This window comes from Streptomyces sp. NPDC051211 (assembly GCF_040689505.1).
In the GTDB taxonomy this organism is placed as follows: Bacteria; Actinomycetota; Actinomycetes; order Streptomycetales; family Streptomycetaceae; genus Streptomyces.
Map to the genome: position 1 here is coordinate 1 of NZ_JBFBAV010000067.1, position 24686 is coordinate 24686.

General features: G+C 72.9%; 23 protein-coding genes and 1 pseudogene. 16 read left to right on the plus strand and 8 right to left on the minus strand.

Features of this window, described 5'->3' with window-relative positions; translation table 11 throughout:
- Positions 1 to 539 precede the first annotated feature (539 nt).
- From AB0447_RS34415 to AB0447_RS34445, 7 genes are all read left to right on the plus strand, one after another.
- The gene (locus tag AB0447_RS34415) at positions 540 to 1688 is read left to right on the plus strand and encodes a segregation/condensation protein A (RefSeq protein ID WP_366480868.1); all 1149 of its coding nucleotides are present in this window, start codon (positions 540 to 542) and stop codon (positions 1686 to 1688) included.
- Entirely contained in the window at positions 1685 to 2302 is a 618-nt protein-coding gene (scpB, locus tag AB0447_RS34420; RefSeq protein WP_366480870.1) for an SMC-Scp complex subunit ScpB, read from the plus strand. The genes AB0447_RS34415 and scpB overlap by 4 nt, the downstream gene beginning before the upstream one ends.
- Positions 2302 to 3579, plus strand: coding sequence for a pseudouridine synthase (locus AB0447_RS34425; RefSeq protein WP_366480871.1), 1278 nt, complete (start codon positions 2302 to 2304; stop codon positions 3577 to 3579). The genes scpB and AB0447_RS34425 overlap by 1 nt, the downstream gene beginning before the upstream one ends.
- Before the next feature lie 161 nt (positions 3580 to 3740).
- Positions 3741 to 4343: a nicotinamide riboside transporter PnuC gene (gene pnuC / locus AB0447_RS34430; protein WP_366480873.1), complete on the plus strand. Its 603-nt coding sequence runs from the start codon at positions 3741 to 3743 to the stop codon at positions 4341 to 4343.
- Positions 4340 to 5416, plus strand: a complete 1077-nt coding sequence (locus tag AB0447_RS34435; RefSeq protein WP_366480875.1) for an AAA family ATPase — start codon at positions 4340 to 4342, stop codon at positions 5414 to 5416. Before pnuC ends, AB0447_RS34435 begins: the two co-directional genes overlap by 4 nt.
- Positions 5413 to 6144 carry an NUDIX domain-containing protein gene (locus tag AB0447_RS34440; RefSeq protein WP_366480876.1) on the plus strand — a complete coding sequence of 244 codons (732 nt, stop codon included), beginning with the start codon at positions 5413 to 5415 and terminating at the stop codon, positions 6142 to 6144. The genes AB0447_RS34435 and AB0447_RS34440 overlap by 4 nt, the downstream gene beginning before the upstream one ends.
- Positions 6141 to 7160, plus strand: coding sequence for an ADP-ribosylglycohydrolase family protein (locus AB0447_RS34445; RefSeq protein WP_366480877.1), 1020 nt, complete (start codon positions 6141 to 6143; stop codon positions 7158 to 7160). Before AB0447_RS34440 ends, AB0447_RS34445 begins: the two co-directional genes overlap by 4 nt.
- A gap of 1 nt (position 7161) precedes the next feature.
- On the opposite strand, the gene AB0447_RS34450 is transcribed toward AB0447_RS34445, so the two are convergent.
- From AB0447_RS34450 to AB0447_RS34460, 3 genes are all read right to left on the minus strand, one after another.
- The gene (locus AB0447_RS34450) at positions 7162 to 7842 is read right to left on the minus strand and encodes a nucleotidyltransferase domain-containing protein (protein WP_366480878.1); all 681 of its coding nucleotides are present in this window, start codon (positions 7840 to 7842) and stop codon (positions 7162 to 7164) included.
- 28 nt (positions 7843 to 7870) lie between these two features.
- Positions 7871 to 8341, minus strand: coding sequence for a Rieske 2Fe-2S domain-containing protein (locus tag AB0447_RS34455; protein WP_366480879.1), 471 nt, complete (start codon positions 8339 to 8341; stop codon positions 7871 to 7873).
- Positions 8342 to 8432: 91 nt separating this feature from the next.
- Positions 8433 to 8774: a DUF952 domain-containing protein gene (locus tag AB0447_RS34460; RefSeq protein WP_366480880.1), complete on the minus strand. Its 342-nt coding sequence runs from the start codon at positions 8772 to 8774 to the stop codon at positions 8433 to 8435.
- Positions 8775 to 8929: 155 nt separating this feature from the next.
- Here AB0447_RS34460 and AB0447_RS34465 point away from each other — a divergent pair, with 155 nt between their 5' ends.
- The 5 genes from AB0447_RS34465 to der all read left to right on the plus strand — a co-directional run bounded on the left by AB0447_RS34465 (position 8930) and on the right by der (position 13573).
- On the plus strand, positions 8930 to 9364 hold the full coding sequence (locus AB0447_RS34465; RefSeq protein WP_366480881.1) for a YidB family protein: 435 nt from the start codon (positions 8930 to 8932) through the stop codon (positions 9362 to 9364).
- Between the two features lie 116 nt (positions 9365 to 9480).
- The gene (locus AB0447_RS34470) at positions 9481 to 10569 is read left to right on the plus strand and encodes a prephenate dehydrogenase (RefSeq protein WP_366480882.1); all 1089 of its coding nucleotides are present in this window, start codon (positions 9481 to 9483) and stop codon (positions 10567 to 10569) included.
- A 128-nt stretch (positions 10570 to 10697) separates the two neighbouring features.
- Positions 10698 to 11396: a (d)CMP kinase gene (cmk, locus tag AB0447_RS34475; protein ID WP_366480883.1), complete on the plus strand. Its 699-nt coding sequence runs from the start codon at positions 10698 to 10700 to the stop codon at positions 11394 to 11396.
- Between the two features lie 56 nt (positions 11397 to 11452).
- Entirely contained in the window at positions 11453 to 12040 is a 588-nt protein-coding gene (locus AB0447_RS34480; RefSeq protein WP_366480895.1) for a lysophospholipid acyltransferase family protein, read from the plus strand.
- Between the two features lie 78 nt (positions 12041 to 12118).
- Positions 12119 to 13573: a ribosome biogenesis GTPase Der gene (gene der / locus AB0447_RS34485; protein WP_366480885.1), complete on the plus strand. Its 1455-nt coding sequence runs from the start codon at positions 12119 to 12121 to the stop codon at positions 13571 to 13573.
- A 17-nt stretch (positions 13574 to 13590) separates the two neighbouring features.
- Here the strand turns inward: der and AB0447_RS34490 are convergent, their stop codons facing one another.
- Both AB0447_RS34490 and AB0447_RS34495 read right to left on the minus strand, forming a co-directional pair.
- Complete coding sequence (locus AB0447_RS34490) at positions 13591 to 13983, minus strand: hypothetical protein (protein ID WP_366480886.1); 393 nt, start codon at positions 13981 to 13983, stop codon at positions 13591 to 13593.
- Positions 13984 to 14328: 345 nt separating this feature from the next.
- A complete protein-coding gene (locus tag AB0447_RS34495) occupies positions 14329 to 15117 on the minus strand; it encodes a hypothetical protein (protein WP_366480896.1) in 789 nt (262 codons plus the stop codon).
- A gap of 306 nt (positions 15118 to 15423) precedes the next feature.
- On the opposite strand from AB0447_RS34495, the gene AB0447_RS34500 reads away from it, so the two are divergent.
- From AB0447_RS34500 to AB0447_RS34510, 3 genes are all read left to right on the plus strand, one after another.
- Complete coding sequence (locus AB0447_RS34500; protein WP_366480888.1) at positions 15424 to 16266, plus strand: transglycosylase family protein; 843 nt, start codon at positions 15424 to 15426, stop codon at positions 16264 to 16266.
- Complete coding sequence (locus AB0447_RS34505) at positions 16263 to 16757, plus strand: hypothetical protein (RefSeq protein WP_366480889.1); 495 nt, start codon at positions 16263 to 16265, stop codon at positions 16755 to 16757. Before AB0447_RS34500 ends, AB0447_RS34505 begins: the two co-directional genes overlap by 4 nt.
- Before the next feature lie 95 nt (positions 16758 to 16852).
- The gene (locus AB0447_RS34510) at positions 16853 to 17908 is read left to right on the plus strand and encodes a YafY family protein (protein WP_366480890.1); all 1056 of its coding nucleotides are present in this window, start codon (positions 16853 to 16855) and stop codon (positions 17906 to 17908) included.
- Here the strand turns inward: AB0447_RS34510 and ctaD are convergent.
- From ctaD to AB0447_RS34525, 3 genes and pseudogenes are all read right to left on the minus strand, one after another.
- A pseudogene (gene ctaD / locus AB0447_RS34515) lies at positions 17838 to 19469 on the minus strand (cytochrome c oxidase subunit I); the annotation flags it as partial. The gene AB0447_RS34510 and the pseudogene ctaD sit on opposite strands and share 71 nt — an antisense overlap.
- A 460-nt stretch (positions 19470 to 19929) precedes the next feature.
- The gene (locus AB0447_RS34520) at positions 19930 to 20922 is read right to left on the minus strand and encodes a phosphatase PAP2 family protein (protein ID WP_366480891.1); all 993 of its coding nucleotides are present in this window, start codon (positions 20920 to 20922) and stop codon (positions 19930 to 19932) included.
- A 214-nt stretch (positions 20923 to 21136) separates the two neighbouring features.
- The gene (locus AB0447_RS34525; protein WP_366480892.1) at positions 21137 to 22252 is read right to left on the minus strand and encodes a glycosyltransferase family 39 protein; all 1116 of its coding nucleotides are present in this window, start codon (positions 22250 to 22252) and stop codon (positions 21137 to 21139) included.
- A 247-nt stretch (positions 22253 to 22499) separates the two neighbouring features.
- On the opposite strand from AB0447_RS34525, the gene AB0447_RS34530 reads away from it, so the two are divergent.
- A complete protein-coding gene (locus tag AB0447_RS34530; RefSeq protein WP_366480894.1) occupies positions 22500 to 24218 on the plus strand; it encodes an MFS transporter in 1719 nt (572 codons plus the stop codon).
- The last annotated feature ends 468 nt before the right edge of the window (positions 24219 to 24686 follow it).

Sequence of the window (24686 nt, forward strand, 5' to 3'; positions counted from 1 at the left end):
CTTCGGTCGCGTCGCTTCGCGATGTCGCTGCGCTCCACCCTTGACCGCCCGGCCGGCCCCGGAAAGACAAGGACTGTCGGGAAGCCCCGAAGGAACGGCATAGGGGGACCGGGCTCTCATGCGGCCCTGCCCGGCAGCTCGCCCGGCGGCTGCCGCCCGGCCGGCCGCCCTGACGGGCGGACAGCTCCGATTCACCGAAGCCGGACCCGGGCAGCAGGGCCGGACGGCCGGGCGCGACGGATCGCTACGCGCTTCTCTCGGCATAGCGTCCCCGGACCGTCCTGGGCCCGTCTGTGCCTGCAGAGAGCGGATGTATCGGGGCGAAACGGCCCAGGCGACCACCCATCACCGGGAAGCCCCGCCACTTCGGCGGCTCTCAGTTCCACTGGGGGGCAGTCTTGGCGGTCCCGTCGTGGGGCGAGGCGGCGGATCGGGGGCGGGCTCGGGTCGTGGGTGGGGTGGGTGAGGTGGGGTGGCCGGTAGGCTGCGCGGGTGGGCGCTGGCCCACTGTTTTGCCCTCTTCCGCACCCTGGATCGTGATGCCCCCGAACGACCCCGCCAGCCCTGCCACCCGGCGCCGTCTGGGCCGTGGGCCAGGGGTGCCTGGCGGGCTGCAGGCCGACGAAGCCGATACCGGTACCGCCGAGCGTGACGCCGCGGCTGCCGATGGGCGGGAGGCCGGGGAAGCGGACACCGGTACCGCCGAGCGTGACACCGGGGCTGCCGTCGGGCGGGAGGCCGAGGAAGCCGATGCCGGTACCGCCGAGCGTGGCGCCGGGGCTGCCGGTGGGCGGGAGGCTGGGGAAGGCGATGCCGGTGCCGCCGGGCGTGGCGCCGGGGGTGCCGGCGGGTCGCAGGCTGGGGGAGGGGAGGGCGGGCCCGGCGGGCGGGGTGTTGGGGATGGGCGGTTTCGGCTGCGGTTGGGGAATTTTGAGGGGCCCTTTGATCTGCTGCTGCAGTTGATTTCGCGGCACAAGCTCGATGTGACCGAAGTGGCCCTGTCCAAGGTGACCGACGAGTTCATGGCGCACATCCGGGGCATGGGACCGGACTGGGATCTCGATCAGACGACCGAGTTTCTGGTGGTTGCGGCCACGTTGCTGGATTTGAAGGCCGCGCGGCTGCTCCCGGCCGCGGAGGTCGAGGACGAGGCCGACCTCGCCCTGCTGGAGGCCAGGGACCTGCTGTTCGCGCGGCTGCTCCAGTACCGGGCGTACAAGCAGATCGCCGGTATCTTCGAGGAGCGGGCCGAGGCCGAGGGGCGGCGGTATCCGCGGACCGTGGGGCTCGAGGCCCACCATGCGGAATTGCTGCCCGATGTCGTCATCAGCATTGGTGCCGAGGGTTTTGCCCGGCTCGCGGTGAAGGCGATGCAGCCCAAGGCCAAGCCTCAGGTGTACGTCGATCACATTCATGCCCCGCTGGTCAGTGTGCGGGAGCAGGCCGAGGTCGTCGTGCGGATGCTGCAGGCCCGTGGCGAAGCCACCTTCGCCGAGCTGACCGAGGACGCGCCGGACACCCTCACCGTCGTCGCGCGCTTCCTCGCCCTGCTGGAGCTGTACCGGGAGAAGGCCGTCGTGCTGGACCAGGAGGAGGCCCTCCAGGCGCTCACCGTGCGGTGGAGCGGCGGGGACGCGGGCGCGGCGGTGACGGACGAGTTCGACCGGGTCGTGGAGGAGAAGGAATGACGACGTCAGCCGGGCTGAAGCCGGCCCTGGAGGCCGTCCTCATGGTGGTGGACGAGCCTGCCACCGAGGTGCACCTGGCGAAAGTGCTGGACAGCAGCCCCCGCGAGGTCGCCGAGGCGCTGCGGGAGCTGGCCGACGAGTACGACGTACAGCGGCGCGGATTCGAGCTGCGGCTGGTGGCCGGCGGCTGGCGGTACTACACGCGGGCGGAGTACGCCCCGGCGGTCGAAGCGTTCGTCCTGGACGGGCAGCAGGCCCGGCTCACCCAGGCCGCCCTGGAGACCCTCGCGGTCGTGGCGTACCGGCAGCCGGTCAGCCGGAGCCGGGTCTCCGCGGTGCGCGGAGTGAACTGTGACGGGGTCATGAGGACCCTCCTCCAGCGCGGTCTGGTGGAGGAGGCGGGGACGGAACCCGAAACAGGTGCGATCCTGTACAGGACGACGAACTACTTTCTGGAGCGGATGGGCCTGCGCGGCCTGGACGAGCTCCCGGAGCTCGCGCCCTTCCTCCCCGAGGCGGACGCGATCGAAGCCGAGACGCAAGAAGGTGTGCCGTCGTTCGATCCGGACGCACCGGACACTGATGAAGACGACGACAAGACGACGGACATTTGATGCGAAGCAACGGCAACGGCGGCGGCAACAGGAACAGCGGCGGCGGCGGTGGTGGCGGACGCGGTAGCTCCCGCGGCGGCAGCTCCGGCGGCGGCGGTGGCTACCGCGGCGGCAGCTCCTCCGGTGGGGGTGGCCACCGCGGTGGCAGCTCCTCCGGCGGTGGCTACCGCGGCGGCTCCTCCGGCGGCGGCTACCAGGGTGGCGGCTCCGACTCGCGCGACCGCGACCGCGACCAGGCGCCCCAGCGTCCCCGCAACCCCCGTCCCGAGGAGCGTCGCTACGACGTAGGCCCCGAGGGCGAGCGCAGCGGCCGCTCGGGCCCCAAGGCCGGCGGCGGCGGTGCCCGCGGGGCGGCCGCGCGCGGTGGCGCCAAGGGCGGCCCGAAGAGCTCCAAGACCCCCGGCATCGGCGGGGCCGGCGGTCCGCGCCGCGGTCCCGGCAGCCGCAGCGGCCAGTCCCGCCCGCGCGAGCTGGACGCGCGCATCGAGGAGCGCGTGCGCGACCGGTACGCCGACAAGCCCGTGATCAAGACCCCGAAGACCTTCCCCGGCGCCGAGCAGGAGGGCGAGCGCCTGCAGAAGGTGCTCGCGCGTGCCGGCATGGGCTCGCGCCGCGCCTGCGAGGAGCTCATCGAGCAGGCCCGCGTCGAGGTCAACGGCGAGATCGTGCTGGAGCAGGGCAAGCGCGTCCAGCCCAAGGACGAGATCAAGGTGGACGGCCTCACCGTCGCCACCCAGTCGTACCTGTTCTTCGCGCTGAACAAGCCGGCCGGTGTCGTGTCCACCATGGAAGACCCGGACGGCCGCCAGTGCCTCGGTGACTACGTCACCAACCGTGAGACGCGGCTGTTCCACGTCGGCCGGCTCGACACCGAGACCGAGGGAATCATCCTCCTCACCAACCACGGTGAGCTGGCCCACCGCCTCACGCACCCCAAGTACGGCGTGAAGAAGACCTACGTCGCCGCGATCACCGGCCCGCTGCCGCGCGACATCGGCAAGCGGCTCAAGGACGGCATCGAGCTGGAGGACGGCTACGCGCGCGCCGACCACTTCCGCGTCGTCGACCAGGTCGGCAAGAACTACCTGGTCGAGGTGACCCTCCACGAGGGCCGCAAGCACATCGTGCGCCGCATGCTCGCCGAGGCCGGCTTCCCCGTCGAGAAGCTCGTACGGACCTCCTTCGGCCCGATCGAGCTGGGCGACCAGAAGTCCGGCTGGCTGCGCCGCCTGACCAACACCGAGGTCGGCATGCTGATGGCCGAGGTCGGTCTGTAGACCCGCCCGCCCACGTCCCGGAAGCCCGCGGTGCCCTTGGCGCCGCGGGCTTCTGCGTGTCCTCACGGGCGTGTTACGGCCCGGCCTGACCGTCTGGGGTTGTCGGCCGGGGTTGTCGGCCACCCCGAAATGCTTTTATAGTCGTTCTGACTATTAAGGGGGTGGCCGTGAGTTGGACCGAGGTTCTCGGGTTCGCCACCGGTGCCGTGTGCGTCTGGCTGGTGGCCCGGCAGCACATCGCCAACTGGCCCGTCGGGATCGCCAACAACGTCTTCTTCATCGTGCTGTTCACCCAGGCCGGCCTGTACGCCGACGCCGGCCTCCAGATCGTCTTCATCGCCCTCGCCGGGTACGGCTGGTGGACCTGGACCCACGGGGGTGGACCGGGAACCGCTAACGTCCTGCCGGTGCGCCGCACCTCGCGCGCCGAATGGCTGTGGCTGGCCGCGGCGGGGGCGGTGGGGACCGGGGCGCTGACGCTGCTGCTGGAGCGGGCCACCGACTCCACCGTGCCGTTCTGGGACGCGCTGACCACCGCGCTCTCGCTGATGGCCACGTACGGGCAGTGCCGCAAGCGGGTCGAGTCCTGGTGCCTGTGGATCACCGCCGACCTCGTCTACATCCCGCTGTACGCCTACAAGGGCCTGCACCTGACCGCGCTGCTGTACGTCGGGTTCCTGGGGCTGTGCGTCCTCGGGCTGCGGGGGTGGCTCCGCGACCTCCGGCCGGCGGGGCTGCCCCGCGGTGTGGAGGCGAGCGCATGAGGTACGGCCACGGGCTGGTGCTCGGCAAGTTCTATCCGCCGCACGCCGGCCACCACCACCTCGTACGCACCGCCCAGGACCAGTGCGAGCGGCTGACCGTGCTGGTGTGCGCCTCCTCCGTGGAATCGGTGCCGCTCGCCGACCGGGTCGCGTGGATGCGCGAGGCGCACCCGGAGGCGGAGGTCGTGGGCGCGGTGGACGACGTACCCGTGGACCTGCGGGATCCGGCGGTCTGGGACGCCCATATGGCGATCTTCCGGGCGGCCGTGCCGGACCGGGTGGATGCGGTCTTCACCTCGGAGGAGTACGGGGGAGAGCTCGCCCGGCGGTTCGGCGCCGCCGAGGTGTGCGTGGATCCCGGGCGGACCCTCTTTCCGGTCTCCGGGACGGCGGTGCGCAAGGATCCGGCGGGCTCCTGGGACTTCCTCGGGCCGGCGGTACGCGCGGCCCTGACCCGGCGGGTGGTGGTGCTCGGCGCCGAGTCCACCGGCACCACCACGCTGTCGCGGGCGCTGGCCGGGCACTACCGGCGGCGCGGCGGGGTGTGGGCGCGGACCGGCTGGGTCGCCGAGTACGGGCGGCAGTACAGCGAGGAGAAGCTCGCGGCGCTGCGCGCGGCGGATCCGGCCGCGGGCTGGGCGGACGTCGTCTTCCGGTCCGAGGAGTTCCCCGTCATCGCGCGGCGGCAGGACGAGGACGAGGAGCGGGCGGCCCGGCTGGGGTCACCGGTGCTGTTCTGCGACACCGATTCCTTCGCGACCGGGATCTGGCACGAGCGGTACCTCGGCAGCCGGAACCGGGAGGTCGAGGAGGTCGCGGCGCGGCGGCCCCGCGACCTGTACCTGCTCACCGACCACGAGGGCGTCCCCTTCGAGGACGACGGGCTGCGCGACGGGCCGCAGCTGCGGCCCTGGATGACCGGCCGGTTCCGCGAGGAGCTCACCCGGACCGGGCGCCGCTTCCTGGTCGTGCGCGGCGGCCGGGAGGAGCGGCTGGCGGCCGCGGTCGCCGCCGTGGACGCGCTGCTCGCCGAGGGGCGGCGGTTCGCCGATCCGCTGCCGGAGCGCCGATGAGCGGGCAGGCGTACGATCCCCGCGCGTTCGAGCCGTTCGCGGTGACGGTGGACCTCGCCGTGTTCACCGTGCGCGGCGGCGCCCTGCACGTGCTGCTGATCCGGCGCGGCCAGGAACCCCACGAGGGCGCCTGGGCGCTGCCCGGCGGGTTCCTGCTGCCCCGGGAGTCCGCCGAGACCGCGGCGCGGCGGGAGCTGGCCGAGGAGACCGGACTGCCGGACGCCCTGGTGGCCGCCCTGCACCTGGAGCAGCTGCGGACCTACAGCGAACCGGACCGGGACCCGAGGATGCGGGTGGTGTCGGTGGCGTTCACCGCGCTCGTGCCGGACATGCCGGAGCCGGCCGAGGCGGGCGGCGGGGACGCGGCGCAGGCCCGGTGGGCGCCGGTGGACGAGGCGGGGGCACTGGCCTTCGACCACGCGGTGATCCTGGGCGACGCCCGGGAACGGGTCCGCGCCAAGCTGGAGTACACCTGCCTGGCCACCGCCTTCTGCCCGCCCGAATTCACCCTGGGCGAGCTGCAGGCCGTCTACGAGACCGTGTGGTCCACCCCGCTCGACCGCCCCAACTTCCGCCGCAAGGTGCTGGCCACACCGGGCTTCGTCGAACCGGTGCCGGGCGCGGCCCGCCTCACCGGCGGCCGCGGCAAGCCCGCCGCCCTCTACCGGGCGGGCCCGGCGACCGCCCTCCACCCACCCCTGCTCCGCCCGGAAGGAAACCCGAGATGACCACCCCGACCAAGCGCGCCGCGACCGGCGCCCTCATCGGCCTGGCGCTGGGCGATGCGCTCGGCTTCCCGACCGAGTTCAACGACGTCCCCGCGATCCTGGCCAAGTGCGGGCCGTGGCGGGAGATGCAACTGCCGCGCCCGGCGATCGTCACGGACGACACCCAGATGACGCTGGCGCTGGCGCGCGGCATCCGGACGGCCGCGGAGCGGGGCCGGATCGTCCCGCTTCGGCTGGCCCGGCCGGTCCGGGAGGAGTTCGTCGACTGGTACCACTCCCCGGAGAACAACCGGGCGCCCGGCAACACCTGCCTGCAGGCCTGCAGCCTGCTGAACGACCCGGAGCGGGACTGGCGGGACGCCAGCCGGCTGGGCTCCAAGGGCTGCGGGGCGAACATGCGGGTGGTGCCGGTGGGCCTGGTGCCCGGCTGGACCGAGGACGAGCGGGCGGGCGCGGCCCAGCTCCAGTCGGCGCTGACACACGGTCACCCGACGGCGCTGGCGGCCTCCGACCTCACGGCGCACGCCGTGTACCTGCTCGCGCAGGGGGTGGAAGTGACGGGCCTGGTCGGCCGGTTGCGCTCGTACGCCCTGCGGCACCGCACCCGCTACCACGAGCAGTGGCTGGGTGACCTGTGGACCCGTACGTCCTCCGACACCTCCGCGGAGTCCTTCATCGCCCGCGGCTGGGACGACTGCCTGGCCGTGCTGGACCGGCTGGCGGCGGCCCTGCGCGACCCGGCCCCGGAGCTGGACCCCTGCCTGGCCACGGGTGAGGGCTGGATCGCCGAGGAAGCCCTGGCGACCGCCCTGCACTGCTTCCTGCTCTTCCCGGAGGATCCGCTGACGGCGCTGCGCCGGGCCGCCTGCACGGCGGGCGACTCGGACTCGATCGCCTGCCTGGCCGGCGCCTTCGCCGGCGCCCACCTGGGCGCGGACGTCTGGCCCCGCGACTGGGAGGGCCGCATCGAGTACCGGGAGGAACTGCTGGCCTTCGGCGCGCTCTGGGACGAGTGAATCAGCCCGCCGAGGCGCGGCGGGTGCGGAGGAGGAAGTCCTCCACCCGGGGGTGGTCCGGGGTTTCGGGGAGCGGGCTGTGGCGGAGGGCCGCTTCGGTTTCCTCGGAGAGGCGGGCCATCCAGGTGTCCACCTCCTGCCAGGTGCGTTCGCCGTGCCGGACGGCCAGCAGGGCCTCGCGGTGCGGGCCGGCGTCGATGGTCAGCCGGCCGGTGCGGAGCAGGTCGCGGCAGGAGAGCAGCAGGCGGAGCAGGTGCATCGCGTGCTTCCAGCGCGGGGCGCCGTGGATGCGGACGTCGGCCTCCAGCTTGCCGCGCTGGGAGAGCGCGTAGCGGGTGAAGGAGGTGTGGGCCCGGCGGGAGAGGAAGGCCTGGCGGAGGGAGAGGAGTTCCTCGCCGACCGGGGTCAGGCGGTCCACCAGCGGGGAGTGCAGGCACTCCAGGATGTTCGGGTTGCCCTTCAGCGCGAGCTCGCAGAAGCGTTCGAGTTCCCAGGAGAACTGTTCCGGCAGCGGGCCCTCGACGTGGGTGGGGGGCTTCTCGAAACGCCAGAACAGGGGCGTCGGGGCGAGGTAGACACCGCGCCGGTCGGTGTCGCTCGCCTCCGTCGCCAGCCCGAACGCCCGCGAGCCCATCACACATGCGTAGACGGTGTGGTCCGTGACGAGCGTCTGTTCGTTCATCGGGGGAGCGTAGGCCGACGGACCGGCGCTACGCGAGCGTGATTTCCCCGCCCGAGACGGTGATCTTCTGCGCGGGCAGCGGCCGGGTGGCGGGGCCGTTCGCCACCGCGCCGTCCGCCACCTTGAACTTGCTGCCGTGGCACGGGCAGTCGATCGTCCCGTTCTCCACCTTGGCCACGGTGCAGCCCTGGTGGGTGCACACCGCCGAGAAGGCCTTGAAGGTGCCCGCCTGGGGCTGGGTGACGACCACCTTCTGCTCCTTGAAGACGGTGCCGCCGCCGACCGGGATGTCCGCCGTCCTGGCCAGGGCGGTGCCCGGGGCGGCGGATGCGGAGGGGCCGGGCGGCTGGGCGGCGCCGGCGTCCGGGGTGCCGGATTCGGCGGGCTCGGTGGCGGGCTCCTTCTTCTCCTCGCCGCAGCCGATCAGGGCACCGCCGGCCAGGGCGGCGGCGCCCGCCGCGAGGACGGTGCGGCGGGCCGTGCGGGTGGGGTCGCTCATCGGGATCTCCTCGGTCGTGTCCGGGACGCGAGGAGCATCCTGGCCCGAGCCGGGCCGCCGGAGAAGGACGCCGCGCCCGTGCCGTCACGGTTCAGTCGCGCGGCTCCCAGGGCGCCAGCTCCGGCGGGCGGCCGGGCGTACGGACGACCTCCCACACGCGGGCGACGGCGGCCCGGTCGATCGGGCCGTGCACGTGCGGGTAGCGGGCGCCGGATTCACCCTCCCGGCGGACCTCCGAGGTGAGGGCCCGCTCGTCGAGTTCCACGGCGAGCAGGGGGCCGGGGGTGTCGCGGTAGTGGGTGTCGGCGATGGCGAGGACGGTGGGGCGGTCCGCCGAACAGTGCACGAAACCCTCGGAGTCGAGGGAGGGCGGGGCGTACGGCAGATCCGGTGCGGCGGACCAGTCGGCGAGGGGGACGACATGGAAGATCATGCCGCTTGTTGTAGCGCACCCGGTCCGGGTGGTCTCGACTGCTCTCCACCGTTCTCCACCAAGTGGCGGCATGGGTTGGTTTGGGAGAAATTGTCCGTGTCTCGAAGCCGGGCGGGTCCCTCGTACCGCCCGGTCCCTCTTCGAAAGGCACGACCATGGCGGGAAACGACCTCGGCTCTCTACTCGGCGGCCTCCTGGGCGGCGGCGGCCAGGGCGGCAGCGGCGGGGGCAACATCCTCGGCTCGCTGCTCGGTCAGCTGATGGGCGGCGGCGGTGGCGGCGCACAGGCGGCCGGCGCCACCGGCAACCCGCTCGGCGGGCTGCTGGAGATGCTGACCAAATCCGGTCTGGTCGACCAGGCCCAGTCCTGGGTCGGCACCGGCGAGAACCAGCCGGTCAGCGGCGCGCAGATCAAGCAGGCCCTGCCCGACGACACCCTGCAGAAGGTGGCCCAGGACGCCGGCGTCAGCCCCGATCAGGCGGCCGACCAGATCGCCCAGGTACTGCCCCAGGCCGTGGACAAGCTGACCCCGACCGGGCAGGTGCCCACCGAGTCGATCGAGGAGATCATCCGGAAGCAGGGCCTCTGACCTGTCCGAAAGGACCCGGTGACCGTCTCGCAGGACGGTCACCGGGTCCTCGCGGTCGTACGGGATGACTACCCTGAGTCGCAGACCGCAGGACCGTCCATCGAGGAGCGCCCAGAGTGAGAACCGCCGTCGTCATCGGAACCGGACTGATCGGTACCTCCGCGGCGCTCGCCCTGGCCGGCCGGGGCATCACCGTCCACCTCGAGGACCACGACCCGGCCCAGGCCCGGACCGCGGCCGCCCTCGGCGCCGGCACCGACGAGCCGCCCACCGGCCAGGTCGACCTCGCGATCATCGCCGTCCCGCCCGCCCACGTCGCCGCGACCCTGGCCGCGGCGATCGGCCGCGGCCTCGCCCGCGCCTACGTCGACGTGGCCAGCGTCAAGGGCGGCCCGCGCCGCGAGCTCGCGGCCGCCGGAGTCGACGTCACCACCTACATCGGTACGCACCCCATGGCCGGCAAGGAACGCTCCGGCCCGCTGGCCGCGACCGCCGACCTCTTCGAAGGGCGGCCCTGGGTCCTCACCCCCACCCGGGACACCGGCCACGAGGTCCTCAACCTCGCGCTGGAGCTGGTCGCCCTCTGCCGCGCGGTGCCCGTGGTGATGGACGCCGACGCGCACGACAAGGCCGTGGCCCTGGTCTCGCACACCCCCCAGCTGGTGTCCTCCATGGTCGCGGCCCGCCTGGAGGAGGCCGACGAGACGGCCGTACGGCTGTGCGGGCAGGGCATCAGGGACGTCACCCGGATCGCCGCCTCGGACCCCCGGATGTGGGTGGAGATCCTCTCCGCGAACCCCGGGCCGGTCGCCGACGTGCTCTCCGGGATCGCCGCCGACCTGGAGGAGACCGTGCAGGCGCTGCGCGGCCTGCAGTCCGCCGACGAGGCGAAGCGGCAGGACGGCGCGGCCGGCATCGAGGACGTGCTGCGCCGCGGCAACGCGGGCCGCGAGCGGGTCCCGGGCAAGCACGGCGCGGCCCCCACCCGGTACGAGACCGTGGCCGTGTTCATCAGCGACCAGCCGGGCGAGCTGGCCCGCATCTTCGCGGACGCCGGCCGGGCCGGGGTCAACGTCGAGGACGTCCGCATCGAGCACGCCACCGGCCAGCAGGCCGGTCTCGTCCAGCTCATGGTCGAGCCCCGGGCGGTTCCCGCGCTCACCGCGGAGCTGCGGGAGCGGGGCTGGGCCCTGCGGCAGCAGTAGCCCCCGGGAGCGCCCCCCGTCCCCGGAAACGGAGGCGGGGCCGAGCGCTCCTGCCGCCCGGTAACCTTGGGGAGGGGCGCTTTGGCGCGCCCGGACAACGTACGCGCAACCAGGAAGGTGCCCGCCCCGTGGAAACCGCCGCTCCGTCTGCCGTGATCGTCGCCATCGACGGTCCGTCCGGCACGGGCAAGTCCAGCACCTCCAAGGCCGTGGCCGCCAAGCTCGGGCTGCGCTACCTGGACACCGGCGCCCAGTACCGGGCGATCACCTGGTGGATGATCAGCAACGGCGTGGACGTCGAGGACGCCCACGCCGTCGCCGTCGCCGCGGGCAAGCCGTCCATCGTGTCCGGCACCGACCCGTCCGCCCCCACGATCACCGTGGACGGCCTGGACGCCGCCGGCCCGATCCGCACCAAGGAGGTCACCTCCAAGGTGAGCGCCGTGAGCGCGGTGCCGGAGGTCCGCAGCATCATCACCGAGCTGCAGCGCACCATCGCCGCCGAGGCGGACGGCGGCATCGTCGTCGAGGGCCGCGACATCGGCACCACCGTGCTGCCCGACGCCGACCTGAAGATCTTCCTGACCGCCTCCCCGGAGGCCCGCGCGGCCCGCCGCAGCGGTGAACTCAAGGGCAAGGAGGCCACCGACCTGGCGGCCACCAGGGAAGCCCTGATCAAGCGGGACGCCGCAGACTCCGGCCGGAAGACCTCCCCGCTGGCCAAAGCCGAGGACGCCGTCGAGGTGGACACCACCGAGCTCACCCTCGACCAGGTCATCGAGTGCGTCGTGACCCTGGTGGAAGAGAAGCGGGCGGGCGGCAAGTGACCGAAACGCCCTCCCTCAAGGGTGCGGCGATCGGGCGGCGGATCGGCATCGGGCTCATGTACGGGCTGTGGAAGCCCCGCGTGCTCGGCGCCTGGAAGGTACCGGCCGCCGGGCCGGTCATCCTTGCGGTGAACCACTCGCACAACATCGACGGGCCCATGCTCATGGGGACCGCGCCCCGGCCCGTGCACTTCCTGATCAAGAAGGAAGCGTTCGTGGGACCGCTCGGCCCCTTCCTCGAAGGGATCGGGCAGGTCAAGGTCGACCGGACCGGCACCGACCGGACCGCCGTCTCCAGCGCCCTCGGCGTCCTGGCCGACGGCGGGGTGCTCGGCATCTTCCCCGAGGGCACCCGGGGCGAGGGGGACTTCGCCTCGCTGCGGGCCGGCCTCGCCTACTTCGCCGTGCGCTCCGGCGCGCCGATAGTCCCGGTCGCCGTGCTGGGAAGCAGCGACCGGCCCGGCCGGTTGATAAAGGGGCTGCCGCCCCTCAAGAGCCGCGTGGACATCGTGTTCGGCGATGCCTTCGAGGCCGGGGACGGCAGCGGACGCAGGACCCGCAAGGCCCTGGACGAGGCCACCGTCCGGATCCAGGACCATCTCACCGCCCACCTGGCGGATGCCAGGCGCCTCATCCGGCGCTAGGCGAGACTTGAACCAGTAGTGGGCCGGCGCAGCCGCGCGGGTGCCACCGATCACCACGAACGACGAGGAACGGACTTCATGAACGACCAGCACGACCACGGAGCGCTTGGCGACGCCGAGTACGCGGAGTTCATGGAGCTCGCCGCGGAAGAGGGCTTCGACATCGAGGACGTCGAGGGCGCCATCGAGGAGGCGGGCCACGGCCCGCTCCCCGTCCTCGCCGTCGTCGGCCGGCCGAATGTCGGCAAGTCGACCCTGGTGAACCGGATCATCGGCCGCCGCGAGGCGGTCGTCGAGGACAAGCCGGGCGTCACCCGCGACCGCGTGACCTACGAGGCCGAATGGGCCGGCCGCCGCTTCAAGGTGGTCGACACCGGCGGCTGGGAGCAGGACGTCCTCGGCATCGACGCCTCCGTCGCCGCCCAGGCCGAGTTCGCCATCGACGCCGCCGACGCGGTGGTCTTCGTGGTGGACGCCAAGGTCGGCGCCACCGACACCGACGAGGCCGTCGTCCGGCTGCTGCGCCGGGCCGGCAAGCCGGTCGTGCTGGCCGCCAACAAGGTCGACGGCCAGTCCGGCGAGGCCGACGCCTCCATGCTGTGGTCCCTCGGCCTCGGCGAGCCCTTCCCGGTGTCCGCGCTGCACGGCCGCGGCACCGGTGACCTGCTGGACGAGGTCCTCAAGGCGCTGCCGGAGGCCCCCGAGCAGACCTTCGGCGGCACCCCGCTGGGCGGCCCCCGCCGGATCGCCCTCATCGGCCGCCCGAACGTCGGCAAGTCCTCGCTGCTCAACAAGGTCGCGAAGGAGGAGCGGGTCGTCGTCAACGAGCTGGCCGGCACCACCCGCGACCCGGTCGACGAGCTGATCGAGCTGGGCGGGGTGACCTGGAAGTTCGTCGACACCGCCGGCATCCGCAAGAAGGTCCACCTCCAGCAGGGCGCCGACTACTACGCCTCCCTGCGTACGGCCGCCGCCGTCGAGAAGGCGGAGGTCGCGGTCGTCCTGATCGACTCGACCGAGAACATCAGCGTCCAGGACCAGCGCATCATCACCATGGCGGTCGAGTCGGGCCGCGCGATCGTGATCGCCTACAACAAGTGGGACGAGCTCGACGAGGAGCGCCGCTACTACCTCGAGCGCGAGATCGAGACCGAGATGCAGCAGGTCTCCTGGGCGCCGCGGGTGAACGTCTCCGCGCTCACCGGCCGCCACATGGAGAAGCTGGTCCCGGCCATCGAGACGGCGCTGGCGGGGTGGGAGACGCGGGTCCCGACCGGTCGGCTGAACGCCTTCCTCGGTGAGATCGTCGCCGCCCACCCGCACCCGATCCGCGGCGGCAAGCAGCCGCGCATCCTGTTCGGCACCCAGGCGGGCACCAAGCCGCCGCGGTTCGTGCTGTTCGCCTCCGGCTTCCTGGAGCACGGCTACCGCCGTTTCGTGGAGCGCCGCCTGCGCGAGGAGTTCGGCTTCGAGGGCACCCCGATCCACATTTCGGTGCGGGTGCGGGAGAAGCGCGGCACCAAGAAGAAGTGAAGCGGTAGCGCGCGGGGTCAGTAGCCCCGGCGGGGAGCGGGCGGCAGGGCCGCCGGGATGTGGTGCATCCCGGTCTGGTGCTGCCGCCCGCTGCCGTATCCGGCGGTGCCGGCGTAGGTCGGCTGGGGGGCGTAGGAGGCGGGCCAGGGCTCGGTCTGCCATGCGGAACCGTTCCAGCCGCCGACTCCGCTGTGGCCGCTGCTGTGGCTGCCGTGGCTTCCGCTGTGGCTGTTGCCGTGGCCGCCGCCGTACGGGCTCTGGTGGCCGGCGGCGTAGGGGCCGGACCCGAACGCCGTGAACCCGAGGTCCTCCTCGCCCGTCCGGTCATACGGCAGGGCCCGGAAGGACCGTAGGTACTCCGAGTACAGCGCGTCGTAGATCGGGGTCTGCGAGGCGCTGTGCGTCCGCATCGGGGGGATGTGGGGGTCGTATGAATGCACGTATCTGCCAACGAACCCGAGGCGTTGCGGATGCGGGGCAGGGGGCAGAAAACGCAGATCGCCGGGGGGTGCGCGGGTTGTCCGCGCACCCCCCGGCGCATGCGCCAGGGCCCCGATCCGGTCCCGCCGGGGGTGGGCGTGGGACCGTGCGGCGCCGTTGCCGGGGCGCTGCCCCGGACCCCGCGCCTCAAACGCCGGCGGGGCTGGATTTGTCTCCTGCCGGTGGTGCGGTGCGGCGCCGTTGCGGGGGCGCTGCCCCCGGGCCCCCGCGCCTCAAACGCCGGCGGGGCTGAGAGGGGTGGGGCTGAGGGGGGCTCAGGTTCCGGCGAGGGGCATGGAGGCGGCGACCAGTTTGCCGGCGGCTGCGGCCTTGTCCAGGGCGTCGCGCAGCAGGTCCTCGCGGGGCTGCTGGCCGATGGAACCGACGGGGGCCGCGTAGATCAGCACCCGCTGGGTCCGGTTGACGGCGGCCCGCCAGCCGTCGGTGACGGACAGCGCCTGGTGCGCCTGCCACCAGGCGACCTGGCCACTGCCGTCGGTACCCGGCTGGAGTACGGCGTGCAGCTGGCCGGCGGCCAGGAGCACGGACCACCCCGCCAGGGGGGAGGGCAGGTCGGCGGTGTTGGTGACCGGGATGAAGCCCTGCTCGATCAGCAGCGGCAGGAAGTCGTCGCCGGGGCCGGTGGTGCCGGGGCGGGCGATGGGGGCGGTCGGCTCCACCACGAGGGCTGGGTGCAGTTCGCCGCCGATCAGCACCAGCCCGCTGGTGATGCCGAGGACGGCCTGGCCGCCCGGTACCGGCTGCGGCGCGTCCGCGTCGGCGGGCCGGCCCGGCGAGTCACCGGTGATGGAGGCGACCGCTCCCTGGAGCTGTTCCTCGGACACCGTGACGACCTGGGAGGGGATGCAGGTCGCGTGGGCGAAGGCGAGGACGGCGGTCTCCTCGCCGACGAACAGTACGGTGCTGGTGCGTTCGCGCTCGGAGTTTCCCGGAGTGCGGCAGGAGGTGCAGTCGTAACTGCCCGGCGCGTTGTCGCCGGCGAGCAGCAGGTCGGCTTCTTCGTCGCCGATCTCGGCGCGTACGTCATCACTGACGTCGAGCATGCGCGGCACGGGGTGACTCCTCGGATAGGCGTGCGCGGCCGGGTGGTTCCCGGCTCGCCGGGCTCAACGGGGGAGCGGCCACCGGGGTAACGCCGGATGAGGGAACGGAATCGAACCGGGCCCCCGATGGGGTGAATGCGCCGCAGGCCGCCTTCCGTTCAAGTCAACTCCTGTCTGTTTGTGCCAAGTTGCTGCTTGCAGTTGCCCGTTTCGGCGGGCGGCCGGACGGGTGGGGTGCGGACCGGCCCCGGAAGTCCGCCGCGTGGCGGGGGCGGCGGCCCGCGGCCTGCTGCGTAGCGTGACCCGATGCCCGACCTCCGGATCCCGCCGGCCGTGTTCCCGGCCGTCGCCGCGCTGGTGCTCGTCCTGGCCCTCCTGCCGTTCTTCCCGGCGCGGGCGGCGCCTCCTCCGCCGCCCGCGCCCGGCCCGGCCGGTTCGGCGGTGCTCGGCTCGCCGGGGGTGATCGGCACCGGGCCGGGGGACTGCGGGCCGGGCGCGCTGTGGCCGTGGGACTGCGTCGCGGACTGTGAGTCCGGCGGCCGCTGGCAGATCAACACCGGCAACGGGTTCTACGGCGGTCTGCAGTTCTGGCAGCAGACCTGGGAGGACCACGGCGGTCTGCGCTTCGCTGCGCGGGCCGACCTGGCGACCCGGCCGCAGCAGATCCGGGTGGCGGAGGAGGTGCTGGGCACGCAGGGGTGGGACGCCTGGCCGGAGTGCTCCAAGCGGTACGGGCTGGCGGGCCGGGTGCACGTGGTGCGGCCGGGGGACACGCTGGTGTCCATCGCCCGCAAGCGCCGGATCGCGGGTGGCTGGCGGGCGCTGTACACGGCGAACCGGGCGGGCATCGGGCCCCGGCCGGAGGCGCTCAGGGTGGGCACGCTGCTGGCGCTGCCGCCGGCCGCGCCCGCTCCGGTCCCGCCGAACCCGAACCCGAACCCGAACGCGAAGCCCGACCCGAGTTCGAGTTCGGGCCCGAAGCCGAGTCCGAAGCCGAGTTCGAAGCCCAGTCCGAAGCCGGCCCCGGTCCCGGTTCCGGTCCCGGTTCCGGTTTCGACCCCGACCCCGGCCCCGGCGCAGTCCCCGGTGCCGACATCGGCCTCGACCGCCACCGCATCCGCTCCGGTCGCGGCTCCGGTGCGCCGGTGAGGGGCCGGCACGTTCGTACGGCGGGGGTGGTCTGGGCGGCCGCCGTGGTGATGGTCCTCGGGCCCGGCGCGGTGGGTTGTTCCTCCGGCGGGGGCGGCGGCACCGCCGGCACGCCCTCCGCCTCCGTCCCCGGTCCCGCCGACCCCGCCGCGGCCCGGGCCGAGATCGAGAAGAACTGGGCGGCCTTCTTCAACCCCAAGACCCCCGGCGGGGAGCGGGCCGGGCTGCTGGAGAACGGCGCCGACCTGGCTCCGCTGCTGGCCGGTCTCACCGACGACGCCAACGCCGCCGAGCTCTCCGCCGAGGTGACCGACGTGGCCTTCACCACGCCCACCGAGGCGCGGGTGACGTACGACCTGGTCCTCTCCGGACTCCCCGTGCTGCCCGGCGGCAAGGGGACGGCCGTCCTCCAGGACCGGGTCTGGAAGGTGTCGGAGAAAACGGTCTGCTCGCTGGTCGAGCTCTCGGGCAAGTCCGCGCCGGGCTGCTGAGACCCGGAACGGGCGGCCGTGACGGGCGGCGGGACCGACACGGACGAGTGAGACCGGGAACGGCGGGCCCGGAGTCCGCTGGCAGACTCGGGGTCATGCTGGAGACCTCCGCACGACTGCTGCGCCTGCTGTCCCTGTTGCAGGCCCACCGCGAATGGACCGGGGCCGATCTCGCGGAGCGCCTCGGCGTGACCCCGCGTACGGTCCGCCGGGACGTGGACCGGCTGCGGGAGCTCGGCTATCCCGTCAACGCCAGCCCCGGTACCGGCGGCGGCTACTCGCTGGGCGCGGGCGCCGAGCTGCCGCCGCTGCTGCTCGACGACGACGAGGCGGTGGCCGTGGCGGTGGGCCTGCGAACGGCCGCCGGCAACGGCGTGGAGGGCATCGGGGAGGCCTCCGTACGGGCGCTGGCCAAGCTGGAGCAGGTGCTGCCCGGTCGGCTGCGGCGCCGGGTCACCACCCTGAACGAGTTCACCGTGCCCATGCTGCGCGGGCCGCAGCGCTCCACCGTGGACGCGTCCGTGCTCACCGAGCTGGCCGCCGTATGCCGGGACGGCGAGCGGCTCCGATTCGACTACCGGGACCACGAGGGCGCGAGCACCCGGCGGACCGTGGAGCCGCACCGGCTGGTGTGCAGCGAGCGGCGCTGGTACCTGGTCGCCTGGGACGTGGACCGGGCCGGCTGGCGGACGTTCCGGGCCGACCGGATCGAGCCGAGACCGCCGCACGGCCCGCGGTTCGCTCCGCGTACCCCGCCCGCCGAGGACCTGGCCGCCTACGTGTCCAAGGGGGTCTCGCAGCGGGTGTACGCGGCCCAGGGCCTGATCCGGCTCCTCGTGTCCGCCGAGGAGGCCGGGCAGGAGATCTCGCCCTCGGCCGGGGTGCTGGAGCCGGTGGACGCGCACTCCTGCCTGCTGCACACCGGCGCGGCCAGCCTGGACGTCCTGGTCATCCATGTGCTGCTGATGGGCTTCGAGTTCGAGGTGCTGGAGCCGCCGGAGCTGGCCGAGCGGGTCAGGGCTGCCCGGGATCTGCTGACTCGGGCAGTTCACCGGTCTGCGGATCCCGGGTCCGGAACTGCAGGGCCGCGTACTCCGGATGGTGCAGGTCGAAGGCAGGGGACTCCGAGCGGATCCGCGGCAGCGAGGTGAAGTTGTGCCGGGGCGGCGGGCAGGAGGTCGCCCACTCCAGCGAGCGCCCGTAGCCCCAGGGGTCGTCCACGCCGACCTTCTCGCCGTACTTGTGCGTCTTCCAGACGTTGTAGAGGAACGGCAGCGTGGACAGGCCGAGCAGGAAGGAGCCGATGGTGGAGACGGTGTTGAGCAGGGTGAAGCCGTCGGCCGCCAGGTAGTCGGCGTACCGGCGCGGCATGCCCTCGGCGCCCAGCCAGTGCTGCACCAGGAAGGTGGTGTGGAAGCCGATGAACAGGGTCCAGAAGTGGATGCGGCCGAGGCGTTCGTCGAGCAGCTTCCCGGTCAGCTTGGGCCACCAGAAGTAGAAGCCGGCGAAGGTCGCGAACACCACCGTCCCGAACACCGTGTAGTGGAAGTGGGCGACGACGAAGTACGAGTCGGTGACCTGGAAGTCCATCGGCGGGGAGGCCAGGATCACGCCGGTGAGCCCGCCGAACAGGAAGCTCACCAGGAAGCCGATCGACCACAGCATCGGGGTCTCGAAGGACAGTGACCCGCCCAGCATCGTCCCGGTCCAGTTGAAGAACTTCACGCCGGTGGGGACCGCGATCAGGAAGGACAGCAGGGAGAAGAAGGGCAGCAGCACGGCGCCGGTGGCGAACATGTGGTGCGCCCACACCACCACCGAGAGCCCGGTGATGGTCATGGTCGCGGCGACCAGGGTGACGTACCCGAAGATCGGCTTCCGGGAGAACACCGGCAGGATCTCGGTGACGATCCCGAAGAACGGCAGCGCGATGATGTAGACCTCGGGGTGCCCGAAGAACCAGAAGAGGTGCTGCCAGAGCAGCGCACCGCCCCATTCGGGCTGGAAGACCACCGAGCCGAACCGGCGGTCGGACTCCAGGACCAGCAGGGCGGCGGCGAGCACCGGGAACGCGAAGAGCACCAGGATCGAGGTGAAGAGCACGTTCCAGGTGAAGACCGGCATCCGGAACATCGTCATGCCGGGGGCGCGCATCCCGAGGATGGTGGTGATGAAGTTGACCGCGCCGAGGATGGTGCCGAAGCCGGCCAGCGCCAGGCCCATGATCCACATGTCGGCGCCGATGCCGGGGGACCGGTCCAGGCTGTTGAGCGGGGCGTAGGCGGTCCAGCCGAAGTACGCCGGCCCGGTCGGGGTGATCAGCGAGAACAGCACGATCAGCCCGCCGAACAGGAACAGCCAGTACGACAGCATGTTCAGCCGGGGGAAGGCCACGTCCGGGGCGCCGATCTGCAGCGGCATGATCTCGTTGGCGAAGCCCGCGAAGGTGGGGGTCGCGAACAGCAGCAGCATGATCGTGCCGTGCAGGGTGAAGGCCTGGTTGAACTGGTTGTTCGTGACCAGCTGCAGGCCCGGCCGGGCGAGCTCGGCCCGCATCACCAGGGCCATCAGGCCGGCGGCGAGGAAGAACAGGAACGACGTGACCAGGTAGAGGTGGCCGATCTTCTTGTGATCGGTCGTGGTCAGCCAGTCGACCAGGATCCGGCCCAGGTGCCGGGCAGGCGGTGTGGCTGTCGCTGTTGCCGTTCCCATCGACGGTCCCCTCACTGAGGTGGCATCAGACCCGGGTCATGATGCTCGCAGCCCGGTTGCGGCAACAGGGTGCGGACGCGCCAGTGAAGAAGAAGTGAGGGTTCTGCAGTCCTGTCATGGTCCGGACCACGGCTCATCGGATTCGATGCGTACAGGGCCCGGAGGGAATGGGTCGGAGAGAATTCCGGGGCCGCGGAGGGAATTCGAAAAGGTCTGCCGCGCCGGGCGTGTCGCGGGCCGGAAAGCAATTCGGCGGCCGGTGCATTGCGTTGGTCCGGTGAGGCCGGTCGGTGAAACACTTGTCGACATTCCGTGACCTAAGCGTGACCCGATTCGGCTGAAAGTATGGGCGTGCTGCTGACGCCCGGCCGGGCCGGCGTTCCCGGGTGGTGTGCGGAGCGGCCGTCGCCCGCGGGGCGGAGTGTGCGTACCGACCCGTACGGCGGACAGCCGGCCGGGCTCAGCCGCCGGCCACCGGACGGGCCGCGGGGTTCCGCGCGGCCCGCTCGGCGTGCGCTGCATGCGCGGCGTGGGCGGGGCGGCGGCTGCCGGCCGGCGTGACCGGGGTGCGCTCGGAGCGGATGATGTGCGGCCGGACCGCGAGGTGCGCGGTGGGCCGGGGCGCGGCGGAGCGGGTGGCCGTCCGCGCGCCCACCGGGGCCGGAGCCGCCGCGGGGGCCGGAGCCCGTCCGGCGGAGCGGCCGCGGACCAGGTCCCGCAGCTCGAAGATCCAGGCCTCGGCGCGGGCGATGAGCGGCTCGAACCAGGGGAGGGCGAGCAGGATCAGCAGGCCCGCGGCCCAGCCGAGCAGCACGTCGCTGACCCAGTGGGTGCCCAGGTAGACGGTGGTGGCGCCGACGCTCAGCGCGACCACGGCGGAGAGCACCGACAGGTTCCGCCGGGTGCGCACGGTGGAGGCCAGGTAGGCGAGGATGCCCCAGGTCACCACGGCATTGGCGGTGTGGCCGGAAGGGAATATATCGCCGCCGGCGAAGAGCTCGGCGGACCCGATCTGGGTGGCGTAGTGCGGACCGAGCCGGCCCAGGCCGAGTTTCACCGAGCCCACGGTGACGTTGAGCAGCAGCAGCGCCACGCCCAGGGTGAGCAGCGGGCGGAGGGTGTGCTGCCGCCACGAGCGCCAGCCGAGCCAGGCGGCGACCATCACCGCGGTGGGTCCGCGCTGGCCGAGCACGACGAGGTAGTCGAGGAACGCGTGCAGCTCCGGCCACTGCTCGTAGGGCCGCCAGAACATGACCTGCCAGTCCAGCCGGACCAGCCAGGAAGTGGTCAGGACGGCCACCACGATGGCCAGATAGAACACGAGGGTCGAGGCAAAGAGCACCACACGGTGCCGGCTCATCTGCGGTGTCTGCAGATGAGCCGGTCGTTCGGGTTCACGGTCCAGGCGGGCGAACAGCCGCTCCAGACGGGTGAATGATGGGTCGGTACGCACTCAATCGACGTTACCGCGCGCGCGTGGGCCGCCCGGTCGAATCGCGGGCTTTGTGATGACCATGTGATGTGGAGTAGGTCTCAGTCGGGGTCTTATTCCCGGTAATCCGGCATTGGCGGGAAGGAGTTGATCCGCAGGGTTCGTGAATTGCTCCGAATGCTTACCCGAACTTTATGTCGATGTGTCAATTGAATGCCGGAATTCAAGATTCCGTCTATGGCGGTCCGGACCCGTTCAGCCAGACCGCCCCGTAGACCGCCGCCGCCACGGCCGCCGCGGCCAGCACCGCCGCCGCCCACCGGGTCCGCCACCGGGCCAGCGCCGCCGCCACCGGCAGCAGCAGCGGGAACGCCGGCAGCAGCAGCCGCGGCTTCGACCCGAAGTACCCCGAGGCGCACAGCGCCAGCGCCACCACGATCCCGCAGTACACCAGCAGCGCCGCCGGCTGCCGCTGCCGCACACAGCACGCGTACAGCCACAGCACCAGCAGCACCCCCGCGATCAGGCCCACCCCGGCCGGCCACGCCGGGGAGGCGAGCCGGTCCCCGATGAACCGGGCGAAGGCCCAGCCCCCGTCGAAGCCGTTGCCCCAGCCCGCCTGCACCCGCAGATAGCCGAGCACCCCCTCACCGGTGCGCGCCCCGACCCACAGCACGTACGCCGCAGCCCCCGCCGGCGCCAGCAGCATGCCCGGCGCCATCCGCCAGGACCGCTCGCCGCGCCGCCACGCGAGCACCGCCGCCACCCAGAGCGCGGCCACCACCGCGGCCCCCACCGGCCGGGTCAGCCCGGCCCCCGCCGCCAGCAGGCCCGCCGCGATCCAGCGCCCGCGCAGCACCCCGTACAGCGACCAGGCCGCCAGCGCCGTGAACAGCGCCTCGCTGTAGGCCATCGACTGCACGATGCCGACCGGCAGCGCCGCCCAGGCGGCCGCCGCGCACACCCCGGCCCGGCGCCCGTAGAGGAAATCGGCCACCGCGAAGATCCCCCACGCCGCGGCGAGCCCCGCCACCGCCGACACCACCAGCCCGGCGGACCCGTACGACAGTCCGGTCACCGCCGAGACCAGCCGCTCCAGCCAGGGCAGCAGGGGGAAGAAGGCCAGGTTCGAGTGCACGTCCCCGTTCGGGAGCGCGATCTCGTACCCGTACCCCTCGGCGGCGATCCGCGCGTACCAGAGGGAGTCCCAGCGGGCCGACAGCAGCGTGTGCGGGCTGCTTCCCGCCACCACCCCCCACACCCCGAGCACGGCCAGCCCGAGCAGCCGGACCGCCGCGAAGGCGAGCAACGCGGGCGCGGCCCGGCGAACGACAAGATCTTTCACGGGCATGATTATCGGGGGCGCCGCCCAGAACCACGGGCCGTGACCGGACGTGTACGCGGAGGGGAGGTGAGTGGCGTACGCCACACCCCGGCGGCCGTCGGGGTGAGAGATGGACCACGTGACCCCTGTCCGAACTCGCGTACGCTGACTGTTCACTCGCGTGTCGATGCCGGACCCCATACATCAAGCCGCTCACCCGCGGCACGTCAATGCTGGTCCGCCGAGTGCGAGGGATCACCTGGGAGGTACATGCATGTCAGGGACGAACACGGCCGGCCGCCTCCGGACCCCTTCCCCCTGGCAACAGCCCTGGCAGCGGCTCAACGCTGCCCGCGGCGGCGCCAACCGATGGGTCGTCCTGGCCGTCCTGTGCGTCAGCCTGGTCCTCGTCGCGCTCGACGCGACGATCCTGCACGTCGCCGTCCCCTCCGTCACCGAAGACCTCCGCCCCGGCTCGATCGAGCTGCTCTGGATCGTCGACGCCTACCCGCTGGTCTGCGCCTCGCTGCTGATCCTCTTCGGCACCCTCGGCGACCGGGTCGGCCGGCGCCGCATCCTCCTCCTCGGCTACGGACTCTTCGGCGTCGCCTCGGCCATCGCGGCCCTCGCCGACAACGCACAGCTGCTCATCGCCGCCCGCGCCCTGCTCGGCATCGGCGGCGCGATGATCATGCCGGCCACCCTGTCGATCCTGCGCCAGGTCTTCCCCGACCGGCGGGAGCGGGCCCTGGCCATCGGCATCTGGACCGCCGTCGCAGCGGTCGGCGCGGCCAGCGGGCCGGTCCTCGGCGGTTTCCTGGTCCAGCACTTCTGGTGGGGCTCCGTCTTCCTCATCAACATCCCGCTGATGGCGCTGATCCTGCCGCTCGGCCGCTGGCTGCTGCCGGAGTCGCGGGGCACGGCGGACGGGCCCTGGGACGTGGTCGGTGCGCTGATGGCCGCGGCCGGCGTGCTGGGCGTGGTCCTCGGCGTCAAGCGGGCCGGCGCCGACCAGAGCTTCATGGACGCGAGGGCGTTCGTACCGCTGCTGGTGGGGGCGGTGCTGCTGGTGCTGTTCGTCCGCCGGCAGAAGCGGCGCGCGCACCCGCTGATCGACATGGGGATGTTCTCCCGGGTCACCTTCACCACCTCGGTGGGCTGCATCGTGCTGGCCATGCTGGCGCTGGTCGGCCTGGAGCTCATCGCAGTCCAGTACCTCCAGCTGGTGCTGCACCTGTCCCCGCTGGAGACCGGCCTGCGGCTGCTGCCGCTGACCTTCGCCGCGATGGCGGCCGGCGGCACCGGCTCGTACACCCTGCACCGGATCGGGCCGCGCGCCATGGTCTCGCTGGGCTTCCTGCTGACCTCGATGGCCGTCCTGCTGCTGACCCTGATGGGACAGCACGACCGGCCGCTGCTGCTGACCGTGGGCTTCGTGCTGCTCGGCTTCGGTCTGCAGACCACGCTGTTCGCGGCGTACGAGTCGATGCTGAGCGAGGCGCCGGCGGAGAAGGCGGGCGGTGCGGCCGCCATCGGCGAGACCTCCTACCAGCTGGGCGCGGGCATGGGCATCGCGCTGCTCGGCAGCGTCATGAACGCGGCGTACGCGCCGGGTCTGGCGGACGTGCCGGGGGTTTCGGCGGCGGACTCGGCGGGTGCGGTGAACTCGCTGGGCGAGGCGTACCAGATCGCGGCGGGGCTGGGCGGGCCGGCGGGGGAGGCGCTGTACGCGGCCGCGCGGAGCTCGTTCGTGACGGGACTGCATGTGACGCTGCTGGTGAGTGCGGGGTTGTTGTTGGCGGGGGCGGTGATGGCGCTGAAGCTGCCGAAGACCATGGAGTGCCCGGACGCCACCGAAGCCTGCCCGGGCCCCGACGCCGCCGCCGTCCCCGCGACCGCCGTTCCCGCGACCGCCGTCCCCGCGACCGCGGTGCCCGCCCGGATCCCGTCCCCGTCCCGCCCCGACCGCGCCCTCGACGGCCGCCCGGCCTGACGACTGTCCGCACCCGGCTGCCGCGCCGCTGCCGGGGGCCGGCCCCCGGACCCCCGCGCCTCAATCGCCGGCGGGGCTGGATTTGCCTGCGGCAACCCAGCCGCCCGGACGGACCCCACCCAGCGGCTGGATCTGCCTGCGGCAACCGAGCCCGCGGGGCGCACCCCACCCAGCCTCGCCGGGTGGTACCACCCCAGCCCCTCCGGCATTTGAGGAGCGGGGTCCGGCCTCCGCCGGGCGGGTACGCCCCGGCCCCGCTTGGGCGTAGCCGCCCAGCCCCGCCGGTGTCGGACCCTCCAGCCCCTCCGGCGTTTGAGGAGCGGGGTCCGGGCTCCGCCGGGTGGGTACGCCCCAGCCCCTCCGGGCGGTACCACCCCAGCCCCGCCGGGGTTTGGCCTTTCCAGCCCCTCCGGCGTTTGAGGAGCGGGGTCTGGGGCGGAGCCCCAGTTCGGGAAGGGGCGGGGTGGG

Excerpts from the sequence above, each read along its gene's own strand:
- AB0447_RS34525 (WP_366480892.1), bottom strand. The coding sequence starts at position 22,252 with ATGCCCGTGAAAGATCTTGTCGTTCGCCGGGCCGCGCCCGCGTTGCTC.
- AB0447_RS34510 (WP_366480890.1), top strand. The coding sequence starts at position 16,853 with ATGCTGGAGACCTCCGCACGACTGCTGCGCCTGCTGTCCCTGTTGCAG.
- AB0447_RS34435 (WP_366480875.1), top strand. The coding sequence starts at position 4,340 with ATGAGGTACGGCCACGGGCTGGTGCTCGGCAAGTTCTATCCGCCGCAC.
- scpB (WP_366480870.1), top strand. The coding sequence starts at position 1,685 with ATGACGACGTCAGCCGGGCTGAAGCCGGCCCTGGAGGCCGTCCTCATG.
- AB0447_RS34425 (WP_366480871.1), top strand. The coding sequence starts at position 2,302 with ATGCGAAGCAACGGCAACGGCGGCGGCAACAGGAACAGCGGCGGCGGC.
- AB0447_RS34530 (WP_366480894.1), top strand. The coding sequence starts at position 22,500 with ATGTCAGGGACGAACACGGCCGGCCGCCTCCGGACCCCTTCCCCCTGG.
- AB0447_RS34460 (WP_366480880.1), bottom strand. The coding sequence starts at position 8,774 with ATGATCTTCCATGTCGTCCCCCTCGCCGACTGGTCCGCCGCACCGGAT.
- AB0447_RS34500 (WP_366480888.1), top strand. The coding sequence starts at position 15,424 with ATGCCCGACCTCCGGATCCCGCCGGCCGTGTTCCCGGCCGTCGCCGCG.
- AB0447_RS34465 (WP_366480881.1), top strand. The coding sequence starts at position 8,930 with ATGGCGGGAAACGACCTCGGCTCTCTACTCGGCGGCCTCCTGGGCGGC.
- AB0447_RS34480 (WP_366480895.1), top strand. The coding sequence starts at position 11,453 with ATGTACGGGCTGTGGAAGCCCCGCGTGCTCGGCGCCTGGAAGGTACCG.
- AB0447_RS34445 (WP_366480877.1), top strand. The coding sequence starts at position 6,141 with ATGACCACCCCGACCAAGCGCGCCGCGACCGGCGCCCTCATCGGCCTG.
- AB0447_RS34440 (WP_366480876.1), top strand. The coding sequence starts at position 5,413 with ATGAGCGGGCAGGCGTACGATCCCCGCGCGTTCGAGCCGTTCGCGGTG.
- AB0447_RS34455 (WP_366480879.1), bottom strand. The coding sequence starts at position 8,341 with ATGAGCGACCCCACCCGCACGGCCCGCCGCACCGTCCTCGCGGCGGGC.
- AB0447_RS34415 (WP_366480868.1), top strand. The coding sequence starts at position 540 with ATGCCCCCGAACGACCCCGCCAGCCCTGCCACCCGGCGCCGTCTGGGC.
- AB0447_RS34495 (WP_366480896.1), bottom strand. The coding sequence starts at position 15,117 with ATGCTCGACGTCAGTGATGACGTACGCGCCGAGATCGGCGACGAAGAA.
- AB0447_RS34450 (WP_366480878.1), bottom strand. The coding sequence starts at position 7,842 with ATGAACGAACAGACGCTCGTCACGGACCACACCGTCTACGCATGTGTG.
- AB0447_RS34490 (WP_366480886.1), bottom strand. The coding sequence starts at position 13,983 with ATGCGGACGCACAGCGCCTCGCAGACCCCGATCTACGACGCGCTGTAC.
- der (WP_366480885.1), top strand. The coding sequence starts at position 12,119 with ATGAACGACCAGCACGACCACGGAGCGCTTGGCGACGCCGAGTACGCG.